Here is a 24,812-nt window from a genome sequence, read left to right as displayed (position 1 = left end):
ATTTAACTTCAGATGTGTCAATTTTCACTTGTGAGAAACTCGAAGTATAAACAGAAATTAGAATGATTAGCAGGACGTTTTTCATAATTGTACACAACGGTCTCGGCTATGAGTAGTTGCGTGGGTTAGCACTTAACTTTGCAAGTACGCACCAAACTGAAAATCCGCGAGGATTTTCAGAAGTAGGCGAGAACAAGCAATTACTTATAGCCATTGTTGTAATTAGTACTTTTACGAATTATTATTTTTATGTGACAATTCAATTAAATTCGTAATAATTTCTTTCTTTTTATTTACTTCATCTTTCGTAAGTCTAATTCTATATCTATTCCACCTCGCATCATAACCCATATCATCTAAATCTCCTTGCTCAATTAAGGAATTAAATTCGTCAGATTGTGGATGTCTTAGTTCCAACCTCATATAACTCTTTTTTGGTTTGAAAATCACAAAATTGTCAGGTTGTCCATTTTTCGCAATTCCAATATAGAATTTGTTGTATTTCAGTTCGTAACCTTGTTCAAATGAATTTACTATTTCAAGCATTTTGTCAGCCATCTGAACAGTTGGTTTAGTTGCTCTTTTTAACCAATAATCTCTATCAGTAACTTCCTGAATTTCCTCATCCTCGTCAATTAATCCTAATGGCATTTCGTCTAACACTTTCGTAAATATTAATCCAATACTATCATTGAATTTATAAGCATTCATTTGGATTGCTATTAAAGGAATTGTTCCATTAAATAAACTTATAACATTCAAAAATCTACTCGTAATATTTTCTGCAATTATTACTGCACAATGGTCATATTGTGGGTATCTTTTTCTTTCAATATCCCAATATTCAATAGTTCGGATAATATGACTTTCATCTGTTTTTCCTAATTGCAATTCGATTTCGTAACGTCTGTTAGTTTCGCTGTCTTGCATTAATAAGTCTAATCTTCCTGCTCTTGGTTGAATTCGTTCTTTGTCTTTTAATATCAAATCTCCTAATCCAATAATAGAAGGGTCTTCTGCAATTATTTCTTGTACAGTTTTTTCACTAACATTTGGTAAGGAAGCAATAGATATTTTTTCGGGTTTCAAAATTTTTGTCATTCAGCAGTTAGTTTTTTCAGTATTAATTACAACGGTCTCGTATAACCGTCAGTTACGGGTTAATATGCGTTAATTTTCGGTTTGGCACAGACGTTAGCAATTCCGAGTGGATTCGGACGTAGTCGAATCCGCCGTAATTGCGGTTATACATTGTTGTACACAGTTATTTATTTTTAGTATGCCCATCTTTCTAAGTGTTCGAAGTACTCCCATTTTCCGTTTTCCATTTTATATAATTCTGTACTTCCTCCAGAATTCCCTCTAATTATTGTTATCAAAGCCATTTTTCGATCGTTTGATATAATCGGTCTTGAAATTGAAAGAGGATAATTTCTCCATCCGCTTTTGTTGTTGTTAAAACCTTTTATTTCCTTTTTAAATTTCTTTTGTTCAGCTTTTGGTTTGTCCGACATTTTGAGCATTTCTTTTTTTAAGTCAATTTTCTTCCCTTTAGAAACTACTATTCGGTTTTTCAGTTCGTTTTCAGTCCATTTGCTGTAATCAATGTCAAGAGTATCAACTTTAGACATTAATTCTCTCACATTTAATGAGTCAGATTTATTTTTTCCATTAAAAAATTCCTTTTCATAGAGTATGGAAAACGGAAGTTTCGGTTTAGCTGGTTTTTCATAAACAATCAAAGATTTTTCAGCTAATGCAACTTCAATTATATTTTGAGCACTTAATTCAGTTGCAAAAACCGAAATTAATATGATTAGCAGGATGTTCTTCATAATTGTGTACAACACGTAAATATCTCTGTATTTTTACGTATCGTAAAAATAACATTAATTGTTAAAAAACCTACGTGTTTATTAGGAAAATTTACTTTCTATAGTCATGCATTTTGTATATCAAATTTAGTATTTTTACCAAAATGATATACAAAATACCCGTATGGATTTAAAGCGCTATACCTTTACACCAGTAGCGCATCAGCAAAAAAAGTAATTTTAATTATCTTAGTTAAAATCTTAAAAACGTATGGTATTAACAACTACTAACTCCATTGAGGGGCATCAAATCAAGGACTATTTGGGCATAGTAACCGGGGTGTCCACCAATCAAAAAACCTCATTTTCCTTTAAGACCGAAAAAAATAAACAGCTCTATCGCGATTTTATCAATGATGCTAAAGAGGAAGCTTTTCAGGATTTAACGGATAATGCTTCAAAACTAAAGGCCAACGCCGTGGTAGGCATCAGGCTGGATATCGAAATGTCGTCTACTTCCTATTTCTTTGTCTCGGTTACGGGTACAGCCGTTAAGGTGTCGTTGTAAATTTTTATAATGTTTTCATAAAGTGAACCGCCCAGGGCATTATTATCGGTAGTTTTGCGTTAAATTTTAAAAATTAATCCATGAAATTTATAGCGTCTCTATTACTTTTTGTAGTCGCGTTTTCGGCTACAGCCCAAAACCCCATTGAAAAAACCGTGGGGGAGTTTTCCGAATTAAAAGTGTATGATTTGATTGAGGTGGAACTCATTCCTTCTGATGTGGACAAAGTTGTCATCAGTGGTAAAAACACTAGTGATGTTCTCGTCATCAATAAAAATGGTACCTTAAAAATTAGAATGAACTTGGAAGAGGCCTTTGACGGCAATCAAACCAAGGTGAAATTATATTACACAGGTTGTGATGTAATTGACGCCAACGAAGGTGCGTATATCCATTCCAACGAAGTCATTGAACAGTTTGAAATGGATTTAAATGCGCAAGAAGGCAGTCGAATAGATGTAAAATTGAATGTGACTTATGTTAACGTCAGATCGGTGACGGGAGCGGATGTGATGGCTTCTGGTAAAGCAAAGCACCAAGATGTCTCGATTTTTACTGGAGGCGATTACCATGGTAAAGACCTAAAGACGGAGCATTCTGAAGTCTCTATTAGAGCAGCAGGAGAAGCCTACATCCACGCCAACAAATCTGTGGAAGCAAAAGTTAGGGCAGGCGGTGATGTGTTTATTTACGGCGACCCTGAAAGAGTGGAGGAAAGCCGGGTGTTAGGTGGGCGCATTAAACGGATGTAACTTTGTTATAGACCGCATAGACTAAAGCTGTTGGATTCCAATGGCTTTTTGTTTCTCTATTTATTTCTTTACTTTGTGTAAAGATTCTCTTTCGCATGTTTGATGACATCATAGCAGCCATTCCGTTCGGGATTTTGTTGGCCTTCACTATAGGGCCAGTGTTTTTTGTGCTTTTGGAAACTAGTGCAACCAAAGGCTTTCGTAGTGCATTAATTTTTGATTGCGGTGTCATCCTAGCAGATATCCTTTTTATCATCGTTGCTTTTTTTAGCACCAACAACCTCTTGGAAAAAATAAAGGGTGACCCAAATTTCTTGATTTTTGGAGGTGTATTGTTGGTGGCTTACGGCATAATTTCCTTTGTAAAGACCTCAAAATCCTTTCGGGAAATTGTTAGGGAGTACCATAAAATTGAAATAAAAAAAGGTTATGGACGTCTATTTTTAAAGGGTTTTTTGCTCAACTTTATCAATATTGGCGTGTTGTTGGGGTGGGTGGCCTTTATCGTTTTGGGCAATACATTGACCGACTCTACCAATGGCGTTATTGTATTTCTTTCAACAATTTTGGTGGTTTACCTCTTGGTGGACTTAGTGAAGATACTAGTCGCAAAAAAATTGAAAAACCGGTTGACGCCGAGATTGATTTTTAAGACGAAAAAAATTGTTGCATTGGCTATTCTAGGCTTTGGTATTTTACTGTTGGTTCAGGGCTTTTTTCCAGATGAAAAGGAAATGATTAAGGAGCGCTTCGATAAAATTAACCCGATAAAAGAATAGTTTTCCTAGGAGGGAGGGTTTTAAATTGAACCTGTCTGTTAAATGTAATATTGCGATAACAAATGAAGAGCATTACTTTATGGCATAAAAAAAAGAGATACTTTAAGTATCTCTTTTTTTTGAGGCGTCGAGCGGAATCGAACCGCTGTAGCAGGTTTTGCAGACCTGTGCCTAAGCCACTCGGCCACGACGCCAAAAATTTCCTGCGAATCCCGATAGCTATCGGGAAGGAATCTCTGTAACGAGAGGACAAATGTAAAAAAATTTGATATTATTCTACCGTTTAAATCACTTTTTGCGCTTATCCGTCATTTTTATGGTGACTTTTTGAACATCGCCACCTATGGGCGGATTCAATTTACTTACCCAAACCGTTGCTTTTTTCACCAGTTGGTCTTCATTAAAAATCCGATCCAAAATCCGCCGGCAAACAGTTTCCAATAGGTGGGAGGGCTTATCCATTTCCTCCTTTATCACTTTGTTTAAAAACACATAATCCACAGTGTCAATGAGTTTATCACTTTTGGCCGAGGTCTGTAGGTCAGCTTCAACTTGAAGATCCACGCGATAATCGCTTCCAATTTTACTCTCCTCTTTTAAACACCCGTGGTAGGCAAAAATTCTGATGTTTTCAACTTTTATAATTCCCATTGCAACTGAATTTAAGTCGCTAAAATTACCTAATTTTGCCCATATTTTTTGTTTAATATCCTAGTTTCTCTCTGGGAAATATGAATTGCAACAGCGCTTATGTCTGAAGAAAGAAAATCACTCAATTTTATCGAGCAAATTATAGAGGAGGATTTGGCAAATGGAATGGCTAAGGATGATTTAAGATTCCGGTTTCCACCTGAACCCAATGGTTATTTGCACATCGGTCACACTAAAGCCATTGGTATCAGTTTTGGTTTGGGTGAATATTATAATGCACCGGTCAATCTGCGTTTTGACGACACCAACCCGGCCAAGGAAGAGCAGGAATATGTAGATGCCATAAAACGGGATATTGCTTGGTTGGGCTATAACTGGGATAAGGAATTGTATTCTTCGGATTACTTCCAACAATTATACGATTGGGCCATAAAACTGATAAAGGAAGGTAAGGCCTACGTGGATTCTCAGACCAGTGAAGCGATGGCAGAACAAAAAGGAACACCAACTGAACCTGGAGTAGATAGTCCCTATCGGAATCGATCTGTTGAAGAAAATTTGGAGCTGTTTGATCGCATGAAAAAAGGCGAGTTTGCCGAAGGCGAGCATATTTTAAGGGCGAAAATCGATATGACACACCCAAATATGCTAATGCGCGACCCCATTATGTATCGTGTGGTAAAGGCCGAACATCACAGGACTGGTGCGGATTGGTGTATTTACCCGATGTACGATTGGACCCATGGCGAAAGTGACTATATCGAGCAAATTTCGCATTCGTTATGTTCTTTGGAATTCAAGCCCCACCGCGAGCTTTACGATTGGTTTTTAGATCAAGTAGTGGATCCCAATTTGCTAAGGCCAAAGCAACGTGAATTTGCCAGATTGAACCTCAGCTATACCATCATGAGCAAGCGCAAATTGTTGAAATTGGTTGAGGATGGTGTTGTAAGTGGCTGGGACGACCCACGAATGCCTACCATTTCGGGATTACGACGCAGAGGGTATACGCCCAATGCGTTGCGGAAATTTGTGGAAACCGTCGGAGTAGCCAAACGCGAAAACGTCATTGAAGTATCCCTTTTAGAGTTTTGTATCCGGGAGGATTTGAACAAAACTGCCCCAAGAGTTATGGCTGTGCTAGACCCGATAAAACTGGTAATTACCAATTATCCCGAAGATAAAGTAGAGTGGATGGATGCTGAAAATAATCCTGAGGATGAAAATGCTGGCTATCGAAAAGTACCATTTTCAAGGGAGCTATACATAGAAAAGGAAGATTTTAGGGAAGAGGCAGGCAACAAGTTTTTCCGGCTGAAACTTGGTGGCGAGGTACGACTCAAAAATGCTTATATCATTAAAGCCGAAAGCGTGGTTAAAGACGCCAATGGCGAAATCACGGAAGTACACTGTACGTATTCCGAAGACACCTCCAAAAAGGTAAAAGGAACGTTGCATTGGGTGTCTATACAACATGCCATTAATGCCGAAGTTAGAGAGTACGACCGTTTATTTATGGACGAAGCACCCGATAGCCATCCCGATAAAGATTTTATGGAATTTATTAATCCCGATTCTTTAAAGGTGATTGAGGCTTTTGTAGAGCCAAGTTTGGCAGAAGCTAAAGTTGGAGATAGGTATCAATTTCAACGTCTGGGGTATTTCAATGTGGATGATGATTCAACTTCAGACCATTTGGTTTTCAATAAAACCGTCGGCTTACGAGACACTTGGGCTAAAGTAAAGCCGAAACAAAACAATACTCAGAGTCAAAAACCTCAAAACAATCAGCCGAAGAGAAAGGCCATTGATGTTATCAAGCAATTGGGTAAAAAGTACACCAATTTGCCGGAGGAAAAACGGCTTAAAGTGCGTGCTGAAATTCTACAATTGGCTGAAGATGTGTCCTATGAGGAATTAGAACCTTTGTTTAATACAGCCGTGAAGAAAGTTGGGACGCGCATAGCAACTTTGTTAACTCTAAAAGTCATGTTGAACAATGGTTTGAAACAGACTCCAGAGGTAGATGACTTTATTGAAAAAGCACTGAACGACAAGAATGAACTTCTTGTAAATGAAGCCAAAATTTGAAAAGCAAAAACGTCGGAGGAAAAAGGCTTGAATGGGTGGATCAAGCTAAAGGGTTAGGGATATTTCTTGTAATATATGCCCACAACATCCCTTTATCAGAAGCCTACATTTACAGTTTTCATATGCCTTTGTTTTTCTTCGTTGCTGGGATGTTTCATCCAAAGCTTACGAGTAAATCAACTATAGTACATCGGGCAAAAGGCATTTTAATTCCATATTTTTTCTGGGCTACTTTTTTGTATGTTTTTTGGTATTTTTTAGGAAGGCATTACGGCGATAGCCTTAACCATGACTTAGACCCCCTTAAAGGTTTAGTTGGGGTTTTTTATGCCCAAGGAGATATTGAATATATGGATTGGGGCATTCCCATGTGGTTTTTGCCGGCAATATTCGTTACCTTTTGTTTATACTCATTTTTGAACCTTATAAGGCATAAGCATATAAGATTATTAAGCCTAGTGGTCTTAATTGTTTTCGGCTTGGCGTATCCATGTTTTTCCGATTTCAAATTACCTTGGAGTTTGGATGTTGCCTGTGTTTCTTTATCATTTTATGCACTAGGAAATTTTTTGAAGCCTCATCTTTTGGAGATGACTAAAATAAGGTTGATTCTATTTTTCATTATTTCTGTCGTGATGAGCCTGGCTTTAGCCTTACTTAATTCAAAAATTGACATGTACAGGGCTCAGTATGGCAACGAACTGCTGTTCTTGCTCAACGGAACTTCAGGAACATTAATGGTGCTGTTGTTTTTTAAGCTGATAAATTGGAACACCGTATTTAGTTATCTGGGAAAAAATACTATTCTACTTTTGGCACTGCACTTTCGCGCATTGACAGTTATTAAGGCGGGATTACTGATTTTTGGAATAGCCAACTTTAATTTTGATGAGCCCAGCAAGTTTGCTGTTTCATGTTTACAAGTAATTCTAATACTTCCCGTGATTTTTGTTGTAAATAAATATATACCTCTTTTAAACGGCAAAGTAAAAAAGGCTTAAATGAAGTTACTGTTTTCCAAATATAAAAGGAATATTGTTTTCCATTTAGTTCTGAATGTACTTTTTGCGGTGTGTATTAGCCTGTCGTCTTATTATCACATACCGCTCAGGGCCTTTGAAGGCAAGCTCATGTATTTCATTCATTTATGTGTGCTTCAAAGTAGCTTTGCGGGGGTGCTTTACTTTTTGTCCTTATCTCGACTAGTTTTTAAAGTTGTGTTTTCCCTTCTTTTTTTAGTTTTAGGTCTTACGGCGTTCTGGGGCTATAGCATCAACATGAGCATGTCTTATGCCGTTTTTGAAGCAACATTTGGCACTAAATTATATATTGTTAAAGATCTTATTAGCATTCAGTTGATTGCCTATATGTTGCTCCTTATAGGCCTCCTGGTGTTTATACTTAAATTCTATAAAACCATCCAACCCAAAAAGGGTAGGTTAGTTTTTGTGCCCTTAAGCGTCTTGTTGATTTTATTGTTTTTTTGGGCTGATAGGAAAAGGACGCATAGCTTCAGAAACAAATTGCCTTATTCCTTTTTCTATGCTTTTGGAGAGTATTATGACTCCGACTCGGATATTATGGTTTTGACCGATCCCCCTAAAATTTCCAAAGAGGAGAAATTCAATAAGCTTAATGTAATTCTTGTGTTGGGGGAGTCTTTGCGTTCCGACCATTTGGGCCTAAATGGATATGAACGTCAGACAACACCATTACTTTCCAAAAGGGACAACGTATTTAGTTTCAATAATATTAGTACCACTAAAACCAACACGGCTGTTAGTTTACCATGTGTGTTGACTGATCAAAGCGATCATACGGAGTCTAAGGATTCCATTAGCCCCATTTATAGCATATATAATGCTTTTGATATTCCTACGTATTGGATTGGAAATCAAATTTTGGAATCCAGCTACAGACCAATTGTAAAAACCAACGATAGCATATTTATTCTTGACGAGTTCAGGTCGGTTTGGTCCATTGGCAAAAAAAAGGACATGGACCTTCTACCTAAATTTGGTGACTACTTTAAGGGCAAGGCATATGGACTTTATACCCTGCACATGATTGGGAGCCATTGGTGGTACGAAGACAAGTATACGAGCGATTTTCGACGGTTTACCCCTGTTGTGGATAGCAAGTATATTCCATCACTAACCAGGGAGCAGATGGTCAACTCCTATGACAACACCGTGTTATATCTTGATTATTTCTTAAATGAACTTATCAAATTGGTTGAAGATAAAAGTGATAATGCTATAGTTATTTATATTTCGGATCATGGCGAATCGCTCGGTGAAAACGGCAAATATCTCCATTCTAATATTGAAGCTGTAAACAAACCCGGCATGATAGTTTGGGTTTCTAAAAAATTCAAGGAATCCTTTCCTGAAAAAGTGGAGTCGCTTTTTTACAATCGCAACAAACCCTATACCACGGATATTATATACCATAGTTTGATAGACTTATTGGATACAAATCAGTTGGAGTATGACAAAAGCTTGAGCATATTTCAGAAATGATCTTGGCGTTGGATCAACGTGTGGAAAATTGAAAGCATACCCAAGCTCACAGAGGGGCTTTTGGGACAGATTAGCACCCCGAAAACGTTAAAAAGCGCCTTCCAGTTTATTTTTTGGCTATATTTAAAGACTAACTATAACTTTTTGATATTATGGAAATCAATTTTTTAGCAATTCTTGTTGCCGCCATTTCCGCACTTGTGGTGGGATTTATTTGGTATAATCCTAAAGTATTTGGAACCGCTTGGATGAAAGCGGCAGAGATGTCCGAAGAAAAAATGAAAGGTGCCAATATGGGCAAAATATTCGCTATGGCATTTGTCTTCGCAATTCTTTTGGCCATGAGCATGCTGTCGTTAACCGTCCACCAAATTGGAGCCATGGGAATGGTTGGTGGCGATGTTGAAGGGGCGCTACCTTCTTTTAATGCTTTTATGGCAGATTATGGAACCGCCCATAGAACCTTTGGACACGGGGCGCTACACGGGTTTTTTGCAGGAATTTTTATAGCCTTACCAATTTTGGGCACTAATGCCTTGTTCGAACGAAAAAGCGCAAAGTATATACTTATCAATAGTGGCTATTGGATGGTAACCTTGGCCGTAATGGGAGCCATTATTTGTGGTTGGCAGTAAATATTTTGTAAACTTTTAACATATTTAAAGACTGAAGCTTTTTAACTTTCAGTCTTTTTCTTTTTGTATTGATACGACACGAAATTTATACAACTATTGATGATGTCCCTGGGGAATGGGATGCCCTCAGTAAAAAGGATATTTTTCTTCAGTCTAGCTACTTAAAAGCCCTAGAGACTTCACCTCCTGACAATGTTTCGCTTTTTTATATCGGCATATTTAAAGGTTCCGAGCTGGTTGGCACTGCCCTGGTTCAGCGCGTACAGTTATACCTCAAAGATATGTTTAGGGATACGAAAGTGTCGTGTCTTAAAACATTTCTCAAGGATAATATTTCCAAAGTTTTGAAGGGAAATATTTTGGTGGTGGGAAATATGACACACACGGGACAACATGGCCTGGGATTTAATAACCGGAGATTATCGATTGCAGAGTTTTACGATCAGATTTTTAAAGGTGTTTCAGATCTGGAAAAACGTATTAAAAAAGAGCAGGGCAAAACTATACGGTTGGTGATGGCGAAGGATTTCTTCGTGGAAAGCAGGATGAATCATCTTGAGCTTTTTCAAAAGGAAAAATTGCACCGAGCAACGGTACAGCCCAATATGATTATGGATGTATGGGATAATTGGCGCGAGCACAAAGATTATATTTCCTGTATGAACAAAAAGTACAGGGACCGCTATAAAAGAGCGAGAAAAAAACTGAATAGTATAGTTTGTAACGAATTGGATTTAGAGGCAATTAAGGCCAACTCCAAATTACTTCATCAGTTGTACCTCAATGTTTCCAATAATGCCAAGTTCAACACCTTTATTCTTCCGGAAAACCATTTTTACACCTACAAACTTCATCTAAAGGAAAATTTCAGAGTGTTTGGGTATTATCTTCATGGGAAGCTTGTCGGGTTTTTTAGTTTGATTTTGAATAACGACCATTTGGAAACCTATTTTTTGGGTTATGATACCGAACACCAATACCCCAACCAATTGTACTTAAACATGTTGTACGATATGGCAAAATTTGGAATAGAACATGGGTTTAAGCATATTGTTTATGCTCGAACCGCCATGGAAATCAAAAGTTCCGTTGGCGCAAAACCTGAGCCTATGGTGCTGTATTTAAAACATACTAACAGCATTTTAAATGGCATTTTAAAACAAGTCTTTAAATTAATGAACCCTTCCCAAGACTGGGAAGAGCGCCACCCTTTTGCTTAATTATTGTTAGCGCTTAAGTTTTTCGAATACATTTCGACTCATTATATAAACTTCGCATTATGAAAACCTCGATTATTTTCTTTTTAATGTTACCATTTTTAGGCTTGTCTCAAAACATGAACAACGACAAACTTCAGGAAATATACACATCAGTAAGCGATTCTATTCAAGGACAAAGTGGAGCATGGCGGTTTTATATTAAGGAGGTACCCTTAATGTGCATCACGGACACCAACCATAATAGAATGCGCATTATTTCACCTATTGCAGACTCAAATACCGTAAGCGAAGAACTTTTTAAAGCCGCCTTAGTGGCCAATTTCCATACGGCTTTGGATGTAAAGTATGCGGTTTCAGACGGCGTGTTATGGTCGGTTTTTATTCACCCTTTAAAAGAATTGTCGGAGCACCAAGTAGAGGATGCCGTTAGCCAAGTATACTATGCCAACATTAATTTTGGAAGTACTTTTGCTAGCACTTCGCTCACTTTTCCGGGTAGCATCAATAATGAAAAAGAGGAGGAGCCAAAGGAAGAAAAGCAGGAGTTGCGTAAGCTTTAAATTGTTTCACAATCCGGACATCCAATCTTCTATCCTTTCTTTTGTATTATATTTGATATAAGTGTTTCACAGGATAAAGAAGAACCCGTATCAGCCTAAAATCGCTCATATTAGTCATTATTAACGGCCTTGTCTTGTTGGTAGTCATTGTGCTATCCATAACCTTTTACAGCCAATTTTCCGAGGTGCTACAAAGTAGGATTCTGCAGCAGTTAAATTCGATAAAAACACTCAAGCAAAATCAAGTTGAAAAGCTAATCCAATCGGAATGGAGTAATTTTATGGATGCCCCCAATACAATGTCATTGACAGATAGTTTGGGCATGGATTTTCCAAAAACTAGTTTAGAAACGGGGATCTATGATTTAACAATATTCGATAAAAATCAACAGTTCACCATAGGGTTGGTTGAAGCAGAAAATGATGATATCAGAGTATCTAGCATACCGTACAGTAAAATATTGAACATTTTACTGGAGCGTACCGGAATGGGTGAAACTGGGGAATCTTATCTGGTAGGTGATAACTTCAGGATGCGTTCTCAGTCACGGTTTTTTAAGGACTCTACACCACATGACATTATTGTGAAAACCACTGGGGTGACAAATGCTTTAAACGGAAAAACGGGAAAGGGCCTTTACAAGGACTATAGGGGCATTGATGTTTATGGGGTATATGGCCCCATCGAAATCTCAAATCTTAAATTGGCCATTTTATCCGAGATTGATAAAGATGAGGTGGAAGCACCATTGATCAGCTTAAAAAAGAGGTTGTTTATGCTGATGTTTTTAATTATGGGAACGGCTATTTTACTGTCTTTGTTTCTAACAAAAATCATTGCCAATCCAATTTTGGGCATGAAAAGCAGTCTAAAAGTTATGGCGGAGGGGCACTATGATGACACGAATGAATTCAATATAAATTCCAATGAAATTAAAGAAATGTTTGAAGCTTTGGACCAGCTAAAAAAATCCTTGAAAGGGGCTGTTAGTTTTTCGGAGGACATTGGAGAAATGAACCTAAACACAACCTATGCACCAAAAAGCGCGAATGATGCATTAGGCAAGAGTTTGATTAAAATGAGAGACAAGCTGAAGGAATTCAGAGCTAACGAAAATAGAAGCCGTATAAATACTAAGCGCCAATTGGTGGATGGTCTAGAAAACGAGAGGCAAAGACTTTCACGCGAGCTTCATGATGGTTTGGGGCCCCTTTTAACATCATTGAAATTTTATATTGACAACAATGTGGCCGACAATAAACAACGTTTGGAAATGCGAAAAATGGTGGATGATACCATTTCAGAAATCCGAATCATGTCCAATGCTTTAATGCCATCAATTATGGACGATTTTGGAGTTGGGGCAGCGCTTAAGAACTTTTGTGACAGTGTAAAAAAGGCTTCGGAAGTTTCGATTGTTTTTGAAGACCTTTTAAAAAGAAAAAAAAGTAATATAACGAAACAACAGGAAATCCATATCTTTAGGATAACCCAAGAATTGGTTAACAATACCCTAAAACATGCCAAAGCGAAGAATATCAGAATTACGCTTTCTGAATTTGATGATTTTATATCTCTGTTTTATTTTGACGATGGAAAAGGGTTTAATTTGAAAAAAGTAACGCTTGGCTCCGGGATTATCAACATTAAGGAGAGGGTTGAGATTTGCAATGGTAAAATTAAGATCAATTCAAAAGTAAAAAGCACAACCTTCGAAATTGAATTACCAATAGAAAATGAGAACCATAAAAACAGTAATAGCTGACGACCACGAGTTGTTTAGAAACGGGCTCAAAGAACTGCTCAAAAAATATGATGATGTGGAAGTGGTTCGGATGGTGAGCGACGGCGAGGAATTTATGGCTTATATTAAAACCAATTCCGATATCGACGTGGTTTTGCTGGATATCACCATGCCCAATATGGATGGTTTTGAGGTGCTTAATCGTATAAAGGATGTTAATTCCAAAATTAAGCCGATTATCATATCCATGCACGATGAGGGCAACTATATTGCTTCCTGCGCCAAAAAGGGTGCTTACAGCTATCTTTTGAAAAATACCGATCAGGAAGAATTGATAAAAACGCTTCGCCTTGTTAGCCAAGGAAAAAAGTATTTCAGTCCTTCAATTTCTGAAAAGATGATCGACTACATGTCCGAAAGCACCTTGGGGGAGAACATTTTATCCAGCAAGGAAACAGAGGTTTTGGAACTCATTTCGGGAGGACTTACCACCAAGGAAATTGCCGAGAAACTTTATGTAAGCACAAGGACTATAGAAACCCATCGGGCTAACATTATCAAAAAATTGGATGTAAAAAATACGGCACAACTTATCAAAAAAGCAGTAAAGTTAAAGTTGATTTAGACCGTTTTCAATACAAAAGTAACTTCGCTTCTTGGTAGGTCGAGTGCAGTCAAGACCTATTTCTTAACTCATTTTTAATCATTTAAAATATAGGGAGTTATACTCCAATATCCGTATAAATACGGATACAAAATCAGGGATTTTATGTATACCCAAAACGGGTGTAATGGTGCTATTTTTACATAAATCAAAATATGGAAGCGTTATGAAAAACCTAATTTTTACTTTAGCATTAGTTTTTATAGCTGTTGGAGCATTTGCACAGCAGAGAAAAGATCTTAAGGGCCCAGCGTACAAGAATTATAAACCTTGGCAACATAAAGCTGAGCCAGCAACAGCTTACACTGTAAGCAACCACACACAATTGAAAGGCCCAGCTTATAAGAATTACAAGCCTTGGCAAAATGATTCCGAAAAGAAATACACCCAAGTGGCTTCAAATTCTGAGCGCATGAAATTAAGAGGGCCAGCATTTAAAAATTACAAGCCTTGGCAAAAGGAATCCGAAGATGGCAATACAAAAGTTGCTAAATATCGAAAAAACAAAGCTTCGGATAAAGTAGTTGTTAACGACTAAAGATAATAAAAGCCCCTGTTTTTGGGGCTTTTTCAATTTGTATTTACGGATAGTTACTTGTCCGTCTTTTTATTTGCACTTTTCATGGCCTCACCAATTTGGTTACTGGCCGTAAAACTGGCTACCATATCATTTAACATATTGCTTCCAGCTTGTGGTGCATTGGGCAGTAAAATCAAATTACTATTGGTTTCCTCGCCCAGTGCCTGCAAGGTATCGTAATGTTGTGTCACTACAATAAGTGCAGAAGCCTCTTGGCTATTAATGCCAACTCGGTTCAATACTTCGACCGACTCTTCCAGTCCGCGCGCAATTTCTCGTCGCTGATCAGCTATACCTTGCCCTTGTAAACGCTTACTTTCGGCTTCGGCTTTTGCCTTTTCAACAATTAAAATACGCTGTGCATCTCCTTCAAACTGGGCGGCAATCTTTTCGCGTTCCGAAGCATTAATGCGGTTCATGGCCTCTTTTACCTGAGCGTCTGGGTCAATGTCTGTAACCAGCGTTTTAATGATGTCATATCCATAATCCATCATGGCATCGTTTAATTCAGCCTTTACCGCTATAGCGATATCATCTTTTCTAACAAACACATCATCCAGCTTCATTTTTGGCACCTCTGCACGCACCACGTCAAATACATAAGAGGTAATTTGGTCATGTGGATAATCCAGTTTATAAAACGCATCATATACTTTATCTCGGATAACTTTATACTGCACGGACACCTTTAGGCGCACAAACACATCATCCAAAGTTTTAGTTTCAATAATGACATCCAATTGCTGTATTTTAAGGCTTAACTTCCCTGCAATTCGGTCTACTAAAGGAATTTTTAGCTGTAGGCCAGAATGACGGATACTTTGAAATCTTCCAAAGCGTTCAATAATTGCGGCAGTTTGTTGTTTTACTATAAAGAAGGACGAGATTAAAATGATTAACCCCAGAAAAATAAATGGAATAACGAAGAAACTCATATCAATGTTTTTTAACGGTTTAAAATATCGGATTACTAATTTAAGTTATATTTGCGCACAGACCCCTAAAAATCACATGAAAAAGATACAACTTATCCTATTAGTAGCCATTTCCCTTAGTTTTGTTACAAGCTCCAGGGCACAACGTGGTAATTACCCTGTTACCAATGGGTTTAGCATCTTTGGCGGCCTCACCCAATTTGATATTTCTACCGATAATTTTACCACTTCAAAAGCCAATGGTTTTTTGGGCGGCATTTCGGCAACAGTGGATATTCCGTTACGATGGTATAACATCAGTTTTGGCATGCAACTCTCCGAAAACAATATTGATATTTTAGGAAGGCCGGCACTGGTGAGTACGCAGGAGGAATTCATCAACTATAAAATGTTTGCTGCGCAGGTAGCGATGTTGATGCACATTAAGGTCGTAAAGAACCACTTTACCATTGATGTTGGCCCAATGGTGCAATACAATGGTGAACTGGAATTTAAGGACGACGGCCAAGAAGGCTATTACGTCCAAAACTACATCAGGTTGTCGGCACAGGAAATCACTAATATTTCCCAATTTAATTTTAACGGTGTTGTGGGTGCATCCGCAGGTATTAAAAACTTTAAGCTAAAGGCCCAGTACATTTATGGCTTTACCAATATTTTAAACAAGTTGGAAAGAGAAGGCTTGGACACTTTGGGAGGTGATGCCCGATTTAAAGGCAATCAAAGTATGCTGGTTTTGGGGGCTGTGGTGATGTTTTAGAGCCTAAATCCACATGTGTTTTTACCTGCTTTGGTAGATTAATTGAAATTTTAATACCCCATTTTACAAACAACTAGCGATCAAGGTGAGATTAAGCTATGGCTCATCATTGAGAATCCCCTTCATACATTTATCAATGGCATTTTTTTTATTTTTATAGGACTAAAACAACTAAACTATGAAAATCAGCAGACGTAAGTTTATTTCGAATTCTATCGCTGGTGGGCTGGCCACCACAGCTATGCCTTTTAGTTCCTGTGCTAACCCAAAAACATCACAGGGATTATCGCCAAATGGCAAGGAAAGATACGTAGCCTTGGATGAAGCATTAAAAAAACCGGTGTTTAAGAGGGAATTATTCTCCTCTCCTGTAGTCATTGAAAGTATAGATTTCCTTAAGGATCGCAATAACTTTCTCTGCCGTGTAAGATCTTCGGAAGGAGCCGAAGGGATTTCCGTGGGACATCCTAATATTAGCCGTCATAGCTGGCCTGTTATGAGGCAATTCATAGACCAATGTGTTGGTAAGGACGCTCGTAATCTGGATCAGCTCATATTTAAGCTTGCAGAACCTGGCGCTAAAAGCTGTGGAGTGCCTAAGAATGTTCATATCGCAACCCTCGAACTGGCCATTTTAGACATGATGGGCAATCTTTCTGGAAAGCCTATAGGTCAGCTTATTGGAGATATTCATAATCCTTATGTATCTATATATCAAGGGTCTAGATACAAAGAACTGCGTAAGATGACACCAGAAGAATCGCTGGATTTGGTTGCATTAGACCATGAGGAGAGCAAGGCCAAAGCCATCAAGATTAGGGGTGGTGTTGGTAACCAGTTAGGTACGGATGCAGACAATGCTCCCGGACAGACGGAAAAACTTATTAAAATGACGCGCGAAAGATTTGGAGACGATATGGTATTGATGCTTGATGGAAATGGGTCCTATTCTCCGAAGGAGGCTATCAGAATCGGGCGGATACTGGAAGAATACAATTATTATTTTTATGAGGAGCCGGTGCCGTGGGACTGGTATGATGAGCAGGTCGAAGTAGCTAAAGCCCTCAATATTAAGATGGCGGGAGGAGAGGAAGAATTCCGGATGCGTGCTTTTCGTTGGCTAATAGCCAACGATGCATTTGATATTTATCAGCCGGATAATATGTATTTCGGAGGATTGATTCGATCGATGCAGGTTGCTAGGATGGCAGAGGTAGTCGGAAGACCGATTGTTCCACATATGACGACGGGGGGACTGGGCTTTTTGTATATGCTACATTTCGTATCAGCTTGTCCGAATGCCGGCAAGTATCACGAGTTTAAACTTTTCGCCACCAAGGATGGCAACAGGAATTCGATACCGATAGAAAGCAAGACTGAGCCCTTCTCAAGCGAAGACGGAATAATAAAGGTTCCCACTGGTTCTGGATTGGGAATCGTAATCGACCCGGACTACATTAAAACACATAAGAAGGTGACCATTTGGTAATTAGGTTTTTTGGATAGTCATAAATAGCATCGCTCCCCCTTTTTATATCTTTCCATAACTAATGAATTAGATTATGAAAACCAATAAGGCATAATTAGAGAAGAGGTATTCTCTTCAATTCACGTTCCATTTATGCAATACCTTCAGAGCTCAAAAGCGTAACCCAATCTTCATGCTCATCTTCTGTTTGACTTTATGGAGCTTTAGATTCTGTTTCAGCAGAAGTTTTCTTTCTGGTCATAACTTTGTATTACTGCCAATTTGGGTTAAACCTCAATGGTGTTTATATCAGCCATACATTAAAGTTATTTTTCTTCTTTATATCAGTGTATTGAACCTCTAAAAAGGTATCAAGTTTTTACAAAAGATTTGTTTCTAAGTATGATCAACCCATGATTTCCGCACACTAAAGTTTACAGAAAATTATCACGAAATAAAAAATGGCACGAAAGCGTATTTTGCTAACGCTCTATTTCACATTATTGCTTCTGTCCACATCCGCCATAAAGCCCTTTGGATCAATCTCAACGGATTTGATGGCTTTGTTTGTTTCAAACGTATAGGTAGGATAGGCCCAAGCCCAATCCTTAATGGTGGTGGCTGAGGTTGGTTTTTCGCCCCGCATCATCTGCAAGGGGATATAAAGATCTTCGGTAGTGCCGTCGGCATAAGTTACGGTCAAATCAATAGGCATCGGCATTAGGCCGATCCGCTCTAAAGTGATGCTGTTGCCCTCCACCAATTTTACACCATAATCAATGGTATTAACGGTTCGGGTCCAGTCCTGGAGGTACCAATCCAATTCCAACCCGGAGGTTTTTTCGGCTACCCTTATAAAATCAACGGGAGTGGGGTGCTTAAATGCCCATGTATCGAAGTACGATTTCATTGTTGAATCAAAATGGTCTTGCCCGATGATATATCTTAATTGATTCAAAAACAAATAGCCTTTGTAATAGGCAGAAATAGCGGAAGAACGATTGTAATGAAAACGATCGGCATGAGTGGTCATGGGTTGTTCTGTGCCTGATTTTTCGTAATAGAAATAGATGTCATATACGCGCTTTGTGGGCTTTTCAAAAGGTTTGTCAAAAATGTGGCATTCGGCCAATTCGCCAAAATATTCCGTAAACCCTTCATCCATCCAGTAGTTTGTAGACTCGTTGGTGGCCAATACAAACTGAAACCAGCTGTGGGCCATTTCGTGGGCGGTAACACCAAATAGGCCACTAAAATCCCCCTCTCCAGCTATAAGTGTACACATACCATACTCCATACCGCCATCGCCACCTTGGATGACTGAATATTGCTTATAAGGATAAGTGCCGATATTGGCACTTAAAAACTGCATCAATTCGATAGCTTTGGGCTGCAGTTTTTTCCAGTTGTCCAACTTTTCCTGTGGCATGCTATTTTTATATAAAAAGTGCAAAACCGGGCCATTTGGCACCTGAGCCGTATCATGGATATAATTGGGATCCGCCGCCCAAGTAAAATCATGCACGTTTGGTGCTTTAAAATGCCAAGTCAGTTTCTTTTTAGATGAAGGTTTTACCGGCATGGTTTCATAACCATGACCAATCTCGTTGGGGTTTTGTAAATAGCCCGTGCCACCAAGAGTATAATCTTTATCAATACTGATTTTCACATCAAAATTGCCCCAAACCCCATGGAACTCTCTTCCAATATAGGGGTGGGCATGCCAACCTTCAAAGTCGTATTCGGCCAATTTTGGGTACCATTGTGCCATAGATAAAGCCACACCTTCTTTATTATTTCGCCCTGAGCGACGAATTTGAACAGGTACTTGTGCGTCAAAATCCATATGAAAGGTGGCGCTTTCGCCTGGCTGAATGGGTTTCCCTAAAGCCACCTCCAAAACGGTTCCTACAGTTTCGTAGCTGATATCTGCGCCGTTTTGTTTTAGAGAATTTACTTTGATATACCCAATTTCATCAGGTTTAAGTTTGCTGATTCTATCTCCAACCCTGCCGTCAGGATCTGGAATGGTTCGCGATCGCACGTCCATTTCACTTCCTGGTTGAAACGCGTTAAAATACAAGTGATAAAACACCTTGTCCAAAACATCTGGGGAATTATTGGTATAGACCAATTCCTGTTTTCCCTTGTAGCTAAAGCTATCAACATCCATATCGATTTCCATTTTATAGTCCACATGTTGTTGCCAATACCCTGCAGTTGAAGTTGCTTGAGGTTTTGGCGCCAGTGGCGCCTCAGGCGCGGATGGGGTTCGAACAACGTCTTTGGAGCTATTACAAGAAACGAACAAGGCCATAATGCCAAGAATACACAGAAATCGTGTCATATGAAATAAGAATAAAATGAAATTGAGGTTGCCCTAAAAGAAATATCTCCTTTAGAACAACCCCAAAAATACAATGTTTTATTTGGAAAGTTTTGCGGCCATAATCATGGCATTGTAGGCATTTACGATTTTACCCGATTTTACGATATCGGCATAAGGCTGTACGTCATCGGTATTGCCACCAACAACCACTTTGGTTTTGATTTCCAAACCAGAATCCATTATGATTTGCTTCACCTGGGAAGCTTTCAAACTCGGAAAATAAGAACGAAGCAATGCCGCTACCCCTGCCACTGCAGGCGCGGCCATTGAAGTTCCGCCTTTGGTGTCATATTCGTTTTCAGGAGTTGTGGAGTAAACTTGAGCCCCTGGGGCAAAGACATCGACATTCTGCTTTCCGTAGTTAGAAAAAGAAGCCAAAAGCCCTGAACCGTATTTTGGAGCCAACGCACCCACACGGATATAGGTATCAGAGATTTCCTTACCATTAATATTATCGTCTGGGAAGTTAGGCTCGGTATCTACATTTTTACTGTCGTTACCGGCGGCATGCACAAAAACCACATCGTTTTTTGCTGCGTAAGCAATAGCATCGCGCACCCAATCGCTATGTGGCGAAAAGCTTTTACCAAAACTTCCGTTGATGACAGAAGCCCCATTGTCCACAGCATAACGGATGGCCAAGGCCACATCCTTATCATATTCATCGCCATTTGGAACTGCACGAATAGACATGATCTCAACATTATTGGCTACACCATTGGCCCCTTTGCCGTTGTTGCGCTCAGCTGCAATAATTCCAGCAACGTGCGTACCGTGGCTTTCACCCTTTTCAGAATGCTTTACATTACCATTGCCGTAGAATTTTTCGTTTATATTTTCGGGGTCATCGCCAGTTTTTCGGCCACGAAAGTCTTTATTTAAGTGATAGTTTAAACGGTCGTTGATGGTTTTTAAACCGTCCTCAATTTCTTTAATAGCTTCATTGAGGGATTCCAAATCGTTGCTGAACATGTATTGTGCAATTTGCTTGGCCTGGTTCAAGGCTTCGTCCTCAGATTTTATCGCCGCAACTTCTTTTGCAGTATAATCCTCTTTACCGAAGTGCTTCACCAAGGTTTCATGGGCATTTTTAACCTGTTGGTGAATCTGATCATAACGTGTTTTTCTATCGGTCCACTTTTTATATTCCGTATCAAATTCTGCTTGAGCACGGGCATAGTCAGGATGGCTGGTATTGCCACTGGCCAATATCCGAGTCAATTCCAATTGTTCATCATATGCATCTCCCAAGAAATTCCATCCATGAACATCGTCGATATAGCCATTATTATCATCATCCTTACCATTGCCCGGCTTTTCATCACTATTGGTCCAAATCACATCGTCCAAATCCTCGTGGTCAATATCAATACCGGAATCAATGACGGCTACAATCACTTTTTTACCTTTTCTATTTTTGATAAGCTCGGCATAAGCTTTATCAACGCTCATTCCTGGAATGGTGTCTGCTATTAAATCCAAGTGCCCCCAGTTGTGCTTTTCGGCTTCGGTCAATTCCGAAACTTTCAGCGGAATGGAATCAATATTTTCAGGAGGTGTAGAAACGATGTCCGAAACCCCACCGCAACCATACAAAAATACAGTTGCCAAAATCAATAATGTCAGATGTTTAATTGCTCTCATTTTATGTATTAGAATTAGTCATTTTTAATTAAATATATCGTTACAGGAGTAAATCTGGTTCAAGCGCACCCCTTTTTCTGTATGTTTTACAGTGATGATTTCATTGTGGGCATCATGCTCCAAAAATAGATAGTAGTTATTGTCTGCGGCCAAATTCAAAAACTCGTTTTTTTCATCTAAAGTTAATAATGGCCTCATATCGTAACCCATAATATAGGGTAGGGGAATGTGCCCCACCGTAGGCAACAAATCTGCCATAAAGCAAATGGTTTTATCCATATAATGAATCATCGGAATCATTTGTTTTTCAGTATGTCCATCGGCATAAAAAATATCAAAGCCCAATAACGAATCTTTCGATATTTTCCTGTCGGAAACAGAGGTAAACTCCAACTGCCCACTTTCTTCTATGGGTAAAATATTTTCTTTTAGAAAGGATGCTTTTTCACGAGCATTAGGCTTTGTAGCCCATTGCCAATGATTGTCGTTGCTCCAAAATTTGGCATTCTTGAAGGCTGGTTCGTAGCCTGTTCTATCCGAATTCCATTGAATCGCCCCACCGCAATGATCAAAATGCAAATGGGTCAAAAACACGTCAGTGATGTCATTGGGATGAAATCCATAATTGCTCAAAGACGAATTTAAAGTGTCGTCGCCCCATAAATAATAGTAACCAAAAAACTTGTCGGATTGTTTGTTGCCCATCCCCGTATCTATCAATATTAATCTGCTACCGTCTTCGATCAGAAGACAACGCGCCGCTATATCGATCATATTTTTGCTATCAGCTGGATTGGTCCTGCTCCATAAGGATTTTGGTACCACGCCAAACATGGCGCCTCCGTCCAGTTTAAAGTTGCCAGAATTAATGGGGTATAACTTCATAGGGTTGCGAAATTACGAAATATGAAGAATATCCCCATTCTACTTATGAATTTATTAAGAAATATCTTGAAAGGGTCATTATTTAAAAGGCAAAGCGGCAATTATCGGGCATTGGAGCAACTTAAAAAACCAGATTAAAAAAACCGAACTGACAGGAGTTAGTCGAAATGTATGTGGGCACTAGAAATATATTTTTACCACATTACTGCTTTTTGATTAAATTCGTATTTAATAAAACTGACATATGTTAGAACTGGCAGGTATTATCATTCTCGGAATTTTGGCCCAATGGGTGGCCTGGAAACTTAAGATTCCCGCAATTTTACCTTTGATTTTAATTGGTCTTTTGGTAGGCCCCATTGCAGCGGAATATTTGAGCGAAGGCGGCGTAAAGTGGATTGAACCTGTATGGAATGTGGGTATAGCCCGGGATGGAGAAACGGTTAAAAGGGGACTTTTCCCTGGTGACGGTCTGTATAATTTTGTTTCCCTTGCCATTGCTATTATTCTTTTTGAAGGAGGCTTGACCCTTAAGCGTTCCGAAATAAAAAGTTTAGGACCTGTAATAACAAAATTGATTACTCTAGGCTCGGCGATTACCTTTTTTGGTGGTGGATTGTTGGCCCATTTTATTTTTGATCTCAGCTGGGAGCTTTCGTTTTTGTTTTCCGCGTTGATCATTGTTACAGGACCAACCGTAATCACACCCATATTAAGAAACATTCCGCTCAAAAAGGACATATCCACCGTATTGAAGTGGGAAGGGATTTTGATTGACCCTATTGGGGCATTGGTGGCGGTCTTGGTATTTGAGTTCATCAGTGTTGGAGGCGACAGTGGCTACACAAAAACAGCCTTGATTGAATTTGGCAAAATAGTACTTTTCGGCACTACATTTGGGTTTACTTTTGCACACGCCCTAGCATTTGCCGTAAATAAAAAATTGATACCACATTACCTTTTGAATGTGGTGTCCCTATCCACTGTTTTGCTCGTATTTGTGGAGTCAGAAGTTTTTGCCCACGAATCGGGGCTTTTGGCCGTAGTGGTTATGGGGATGGTTTTAGGAAATAGTAAATTGAGCAACATCAAGGAACTGTTATATTTTAAGGAGTCCTTAAGTGTTTTGTTGATTTCTATACTTTTCATTTTGCTTGCAGCCAATATCGATATGAAGGATATGGAACTGCTCTATACTTGGAAAACGGCCTTGCTTTTTGCGTTGGTGGTTTTTTTGGTGCGGCCTATTGCGGTTTTTGCAAGTACTTTTGGTTCTAAATTGAGAATACGAGAGAAAGTATTTATCAGTTGGGTAGGCCCCCGGGGTATTGTTGCGGCTGGTATTGCTTCACTTTTCGGGAGTAAACTTTTGAGCAGGGGCGTTGAAGGCGCAGAATACATCACCCCGTTGGTGTTTATGATAGTTTTGGGTACAGTATTGCTCAACGCTACAACGGCTCGTTTGTTTGCAAAGATTGTAGGCGTGTTTCTTAAACGGTCTGAGGGGATTTTGATTGTTGGTGCCTCGCAATTCTCAAGATTGATTGGCGAGTATTTGGAAAATAACGGAAGACATGTGGTACTTATTGATACCAATCAGACCAACATACAATTAGCCCAAGAACGCCGTTTGGAGGCCATTAATACAGATATTTATTCCGAAGAATTGAGCAACAATATTGAATTGAATGACGTGGGATTTTTGATGGCATTGACCGGTAGCAAGGACATAAACAATTATGCCATCAATAGATTTCAAGATCAGTTTGGCGAAAGCGGTTATTATAGGCTATTGATGGCCGATGAATTAGAAAAGGGAGAAATCGAAAATGAAGAAGGTTTATTTTCTCTAACGGACGGTTTTAATTCCTTTTCGGAAGTAGCACGTAAATACCCTAGAATTTATGAAGTCGGCATCAAAAACGATCAACACTTTGAAGACTTAATAGAGATAACAAATAATGATGATGAAATTATCCCACTTTTGGTAAAGGACAAAAAAGGATTTTTGGAGATTATTCCAGCATTCAATAAGCCAATTAATACCATTGATGAAGGCTTTAAATTGGTATATATGGGCAAAGCTATGGGCAAAAGGGATATACCAGTTTTGGAGATTAAAGTTTCTAAAGCTATTGACTAGTGAAGAT

The 24,812-nt window shown here is 38.9% G+C and carries 22 protein-coding genes and 1 tRNA gene; 15 read left to right on the top strand and 8 right to left on the bottom strand.

Features of this window, described 5'->3' with window-relative positions:
• Nucleotides 1-231: 231 nt before the first annotated feature.
• Both H7U19_RS08935 and H7U19_RS08930 read right to left on the bottom strand, forming a co-directional pair.
• Nucleotides 232-1,101 carry a hypothetical protein gene (locus H7U19_RS08935; protein WP_186561480.1) on the bottom strand — a complete coding sequence of 290 codons (870 nt, stop codon included), beginning with the start codon at nt 1,099-1,101 and terminating at the stop codon, nt 232-234.
• A gap of 173 nt (nt 1,102-1,274) precedes the next feature.
• A complete protein-coding gene (locus H7U19_RS08930; protein ID WP_186561478.1) occupies nt 1,275-1,835 on the bottom strand; it encodes a hypothetical protein in 561 nt (186 codons plus the stop codon).
• Nucleotides 1,836-2,085: 250 nt separating this feature from the next.
• On the opposite strand from H7U19_RS08930, the gene H7U19_RS08925 reads away from it, so the two are divergent.
• From H7U19_RS08925 to H7U19_RS08915, 3 genes are all read left to right on the top strand, one after another.
• Nucleotides 2,086-2,382, top strand: coding sequence for a YbjQ family protein (locus tag H7U19_RS08925; RefSeq protein WP_186561476.1), 297 nt, complete (start codon nt 2,086-2,088; stop codon nt 2,380-2,382).
• 80 nt (nt 2,383-2,462) lie between these two features.
• Nucleotides 2,463-3,134, top strand: coding sequence for a head GIN domain-containing protein (locus tag H7U19_RS08920; RefSeq protein WP_186561474.1), 672 nt, complete (start codon nt 2,463-2,465; stop codon nt 3,132-3,134).
• A 95-nt stretch (nt 3,135-3,229) separates the two neighbouring features.
• Nucleotides 3,230-3,913: a LysE family translocator gene (locus H7U19_RS08915; protein ID WP_186561472.1), complete on the top strand. Its 684-nt coding sequence runs from the start codon at nt 3,230-3,232 to the stop codon at nt 3,911-3,913.
• Nucleotides 3,914-4,035: 122 nt separating this feature from the next.
• Here H7U19_RS08915 and H7U19_RS08910 read toward each other — a convergent pair.
• Together H7U19_RS08910 and folB are read right to left on the bottom strand one after the other, a co-directional pair.
• Nucleotides 4,036-4,107: transfer RNA gene (locus H7U19_RS08910), tRNA-Cys, on the bottom strand.
• Nucleotides 4,108-4,201: 94 nt separating this feature from the next.
• Nucleotides 4,202-4,564, bottom strand: coding sequence for a dihydroneopterin aldolase (folB, locus tag H7U19_RS08905; RefSeq protein ID WP_186561470.1), 363 nt, complete (start codon nt 4,562-4,564; stop codon nt 4,202-4,204).
• 99 nt (nt 4,565-4,663) lie between these two features.
• Between folB and H7U19_RS08900 the strand changes: the two genes are divergently transcribed.
• The 9 genes from H7U19_RS08900 (at nt 4,664) to H7U19_RS08860 (ending at nt 14,539) form a co-directional block, all read left to right on the top strand.
• On the top strand, nt 4,664-6,655 hold the full coding sequence (locus H7U19_RS08900; protein ID WP_186561468.1) for a glutamine--tRNA ligase/YqeY domain fusion protein: 1,992 nt from the start codon (nt 4,664-4,666) through the stop codon (nt 6,653-6,655).
• The gene (locus H7U19_RS08895) at nt 6,652-7,656 is read left to right on the top strand and encodes an acyltransferase family protein (protein ID WP_186561466.1); all 1,005 of its coding nucleotides are present in this window, start codon (nt 6,652-6,654) and stop codon (nt 7,654-7,656) included. Before H7U19_RS08900 ends, H7U19_RS08895 begins: the two co-directional genes overlap by 4 nt.
• Complete coding sequence (locus H7U19_RS08890; RefSeq protein WP_186561464.1) at nt 7,657-9,177, top strand: phosphoethanolamine transferase; 1,521 nt, start codon at nt 7,657-7,659, stop codon at nt 9,175-9,177.
• Between the two features lie 152 nt (nt 9,178-9,329).
• On the top strand, nt 9,330-9,812 hold the full coding sequence (locus H7U19_RS08885; RefSeq protein ID WP_186561462.1) for a DUF1761 domain-containing protein: 483 nt from the start codon (nt 9,330-9,332) through the stop codon (nt 9,810-9,812).
• A gap of 68 nt (nt 9,813-9,880) precedes the next feature.
• Complete coding sequence (locus H7U19_RS08880) at nt 9,881-11,032, top strand: GNAT family protein (protein WP_186561460.1); 1,152 nt, start codon at nt 9,881-9,883, stop codon at nt 11,030-11,032.
• 59 nt (nt 11,033-11,091) lie between these two features.
• Entirely contained in the window at nt 11,092-11,592 is a 501-nt protein-coding gene (locus H7U19_RS08875) for a hypothetical protein (RefSeq protein ID WP_246454717.1), read from the top strand.
• 134 nt (nt 11,593-11,726) lie between these two features.
• Nucleotides 11,727-13,358, top strand: coding sequence for an ATP-binding protein (locus tag H7U19_RS08870; RefSeq protein ID WP_186561458.1), 1,632 nt, complete (start codon nt 11,727-11,729; stop codon nt 13,356-13,358).
• Entirely contained in the window at nt 13,330-13,962 is a 633-nt protein-coding gene (locus H7U19_RS08865; RefSeq protein ID WP_186561456.1) for a response regulator, read from the top strand. The genes H7U19_RS08870 and H7U19_RS08865 overlap by 29 nt, the downstream gene beginning before the upstream one ends.
• Before the next feature lie 205 nt (nt 13,963-14,167).
• Nucleotides 14,168-14,539, top strand: a complete 372-nt coding sequence (locus H7U19_RS08860; protein WP_186561454.1) for a hypothetical protein — start codon at nt 14,168-14,170, stop codon at nt 14,537-14,539.
• Between the two features lie 53 nt (nt 14,540-14,592).
• Here the strand turns inward: H7U19_RS08860 and H7U19_RS08855 are convergent, their stop codons facing one another.
• A complete protein-coding gene (locus tag H7U19_RS08855; protein WP_186561452.1) occupies nt 14,593-15,516 on the bottom strand; it encodes an SPFH domain-containing protein in 924 nt (307 codons plus the stop codon).
• A 76-nt stretch (nt 15,517-15,592) separates the two neighbouring features.
• On the opposite strand from H7U19_RS08855, the gene H7U19_RS08850 reads away from it, so the two are divergent.
• Both H7U19_RS08850 and H7U19_RS08845 read left to right on the top strand, forming a co-directional pair.
• A complete protein-coding gene (locus tag H7U19_RS08850) occupies nt 15,593-16,276 on the top strand; it encodes a hypothetical protein (protein WP_186561450.1) in 684 nt (227 codons plus the stop codon).
• 178 nt (nt 16,277-16,454) lie between these two features.
• Complete coding sequence (locus H7U19_RS08845) at nt 16,455-17,765, top strand: enolase C-terminal domain-like protein (RefSeq protein ID WP_186561448.1); 1,311 nt, start codon at nt 16,455-16,457, stop codon at nt 17,763-17,765.
• Between the two features lie 469 nt (nt 17,766-18,234).
• Here H7U19_RS08845 and H7U19_RS08840 read toward each other — a convergent pair whose 3' ends face one another.
• The 3 genes from H7U19_RS08840 to H7U19_RS08830 all read right to left on the bottom strand — a co-directional run bounded on the left by H7U19_RS08840 (nt 18,235) and on the right by H7U19_RS08830 (nt 22,662).
• Entirely contained in the window at nt 18,235-20,091 is a 1,857-nt protein-coding gene (locus H7U19_RS08840; RefSeq protein ID WP_186561446.1) for a M1 family metallopeptidase, read from the bottom strand.
• A gap of 78 nt (nt 20,092-20,169) precedes the next feature.
• The gene (locus H7U19_RS08835; RefSeq protein WP_186561444.1) at nt 20,170-21,777 is read right to left on the bottom strand and encodes a S8 family peptidase; all 1,608 of its coding nucleotides are present in this window, start codon (nt 21,775-21,777) and stop codon (nt 20,170-20,172) included.
• Nucleotides 21,778-21,801: 24 nt separating this feature from the next.
• Nucleotides 21,802-22,662: an MBL fold metallo-hydrolase gene (locus H7U19_RS08830; RefSeq protein ID WP_186561442.1), complete on the bottom strand. Its 861-nt coding sequence runs from the start codon at nt 22,660-22,662 to the stop codon at nt 21,802-21,804.
• Between the two features lie 244 nt (nt 22,663-22,906).
• Between H7U19_RS08830 and H7U19_RS08825 the strand changes: the two genes are divergently transcribed.
• Nucleotides 22,907-24,805, top strand: coding sequence for a cation:proton antiporter (locus H7U19_RS08825; protein WP_186561440.1), 1,899 nt, complete (start codon nt 22,907-22,909; stop codon nt 24,803-24,805).
• Nucleotides 24,806-24,812 lie beyond the last annotated feature (7 nt).

Origin of the sequence: Hyunsoonleella aquatilis (genome assembly GCF_014270105.1) — a bacterium.
Classification (GTDB): Bacteria; Bacteroidota; Bacteroidia; order Flavobacteriales; family Flavobacteriaceae; genus Jejuia; species Jejuia aquatilis.
Note: the sequence above shows the minus strand (reverse complement) of the source record. Positions and strands in the feature narration are given on the sequence as shown.

What these genes read in the sequence shown, in the direction of transcription:
- H7U19_RS08935 (WP_186561480.1), bottom strand. Translation starts at nt 1,101, where the DNA reads ATGACAAAAATTTTGAAACCCGAAAAAATATCTATTGCTTCCTTACCA.
- H7U19_RS08930 (WP_186561478.1), bottom strand. Translation starts at nt 1,835, where the DNA reads ATGAAGAACATCCTGCTAATCATATTAATTTCGGTTTTTGCAACTGAA.
- H7U19_RS08925 (WP_186561476.1), top strand. Translation starts at nt 2,086, where the DNA reads ATGGTATTAACAACTACTAACTCCATTGAGGGGCATCAAATCAAGGAC.
- H7U19_RS08920 (WP_186561474.1), top strand. Translation starts at nt 2,463, where the DNA reads ATGAAATTTATAGCGTCTCTATTACTTTTTGTAGTCGCGTTTTCGGCT.
- H7U19_RS08915 (WP_186561472.1), top strand. Translation starts at nt 3,230, where the DNA reads ATGTTTGATGACATCATAGCAGCCATTCCGTTCGGGATTTTGTTGGCC.
- folB (WP_186561470.1), bottom strand. Translation starts at nt 4,564, where the DNA reads ATGGGAATTATAAAAGTTGAAAACATCAGAATTTTTGCCTACCACGGG.
- H7U19_RS08900 (WP_186561468.1), top strand. Translation starts at nt 4,664, where the DNA reads ATGTCTGAAGAAAGAAAATCACTCAATTTTATCGAGCAAATTATAGAG.
- H7U19_RS08890 (WP_186561464.1), top strand. Translation starts at nt 7,657, where the DNA reads ATGAAGTTACTGTTTTCCAAATATAAAAGGAATATTGTTTTCCATTTA.
- H7U19_RS08885 (WP_186561462.1), top strand. Translation starts at nt 9,330, where the DNA reads ATGGAAATCAATTTTTTAGCAATTCTTGTTGCCGCCATTTCCGCACTT.
- H7U19_RS08875 (WP_246454717.1), top strand. Translation starts at nt 11,092, where the DNA reads ATGAAAACCTCGATTATTTTCTTTTTAATGTTACCATTTTTAGGCTTG.
- H7U19_RS08865 (WP_186561456.1), top strand. Translation starts at nt 13,330, where the DNA reads ATGAGAACCATAAAAACAGTAATAGCTGACGACCACGAGTTGTTTAGA.
- H7U19_RS08860 (WP_186561454.1), top strand. Translation starts at nt 14,168, where the DNA reads ATGAAAAACCTAATTTTTACTTTAGCATTAGTTTTTATAGCTGTTGGA.
- H7U19_RS08855 (WP_186561452.1), bottom strand. Translation starts at nt 15,516, where the DNA reads ATGAGTTTCTTCGTTATTCCATTTATTTTTCTGGGGTTAATCATTTTA.
- H7U19_RS08850 (WP_186561450.1), top strand. Translation starts at nt 15,593, where the DNA reads ATGAAAAAGATACAACTTATCCTATTAGTAGCCATTTCCCTTAGTTTT.
- H7U19_RS08845 (WP_186561448.1), top strand. Translation starts at nt 16,455, where the DNA reads ATGAAAATCAGCAGACGTAAGTTTATTTCGAATTCTATCGCTGGTGGG.
- H7U19_RS08840 (WP_186561446.1), bottom strand. Translation starts at nt 20,091, where the DNA reads ATGACACGATTTCTGTGTATTCTTGGCATTATGGCCTTGTTCGTTTCT.
- H7U19_RS08835 (WP_186561444.1), bottom strand. Translation starts at nt 21,777, where the DNA reads ATGAGAGCAATTAAACATCTGACATTATTGATTTTGGCAACTGTATTT.
- H7U19_RS08830 (WP_186561442.1), bottom strand. Translation starts at nt 22,662, where the DNA reads ATGAAGTTATACCCCATTAATTCTGGCAACTTTAAACTGGACGGAGGC.
- H7U19_RS08825 (WP_186561440.1), top strand. Translation starts at nt 22,907, where the DNA reads ATGTTAGAACTGGCAGGTATTATCATTCTCGGAATTTTGGCCCAATGG.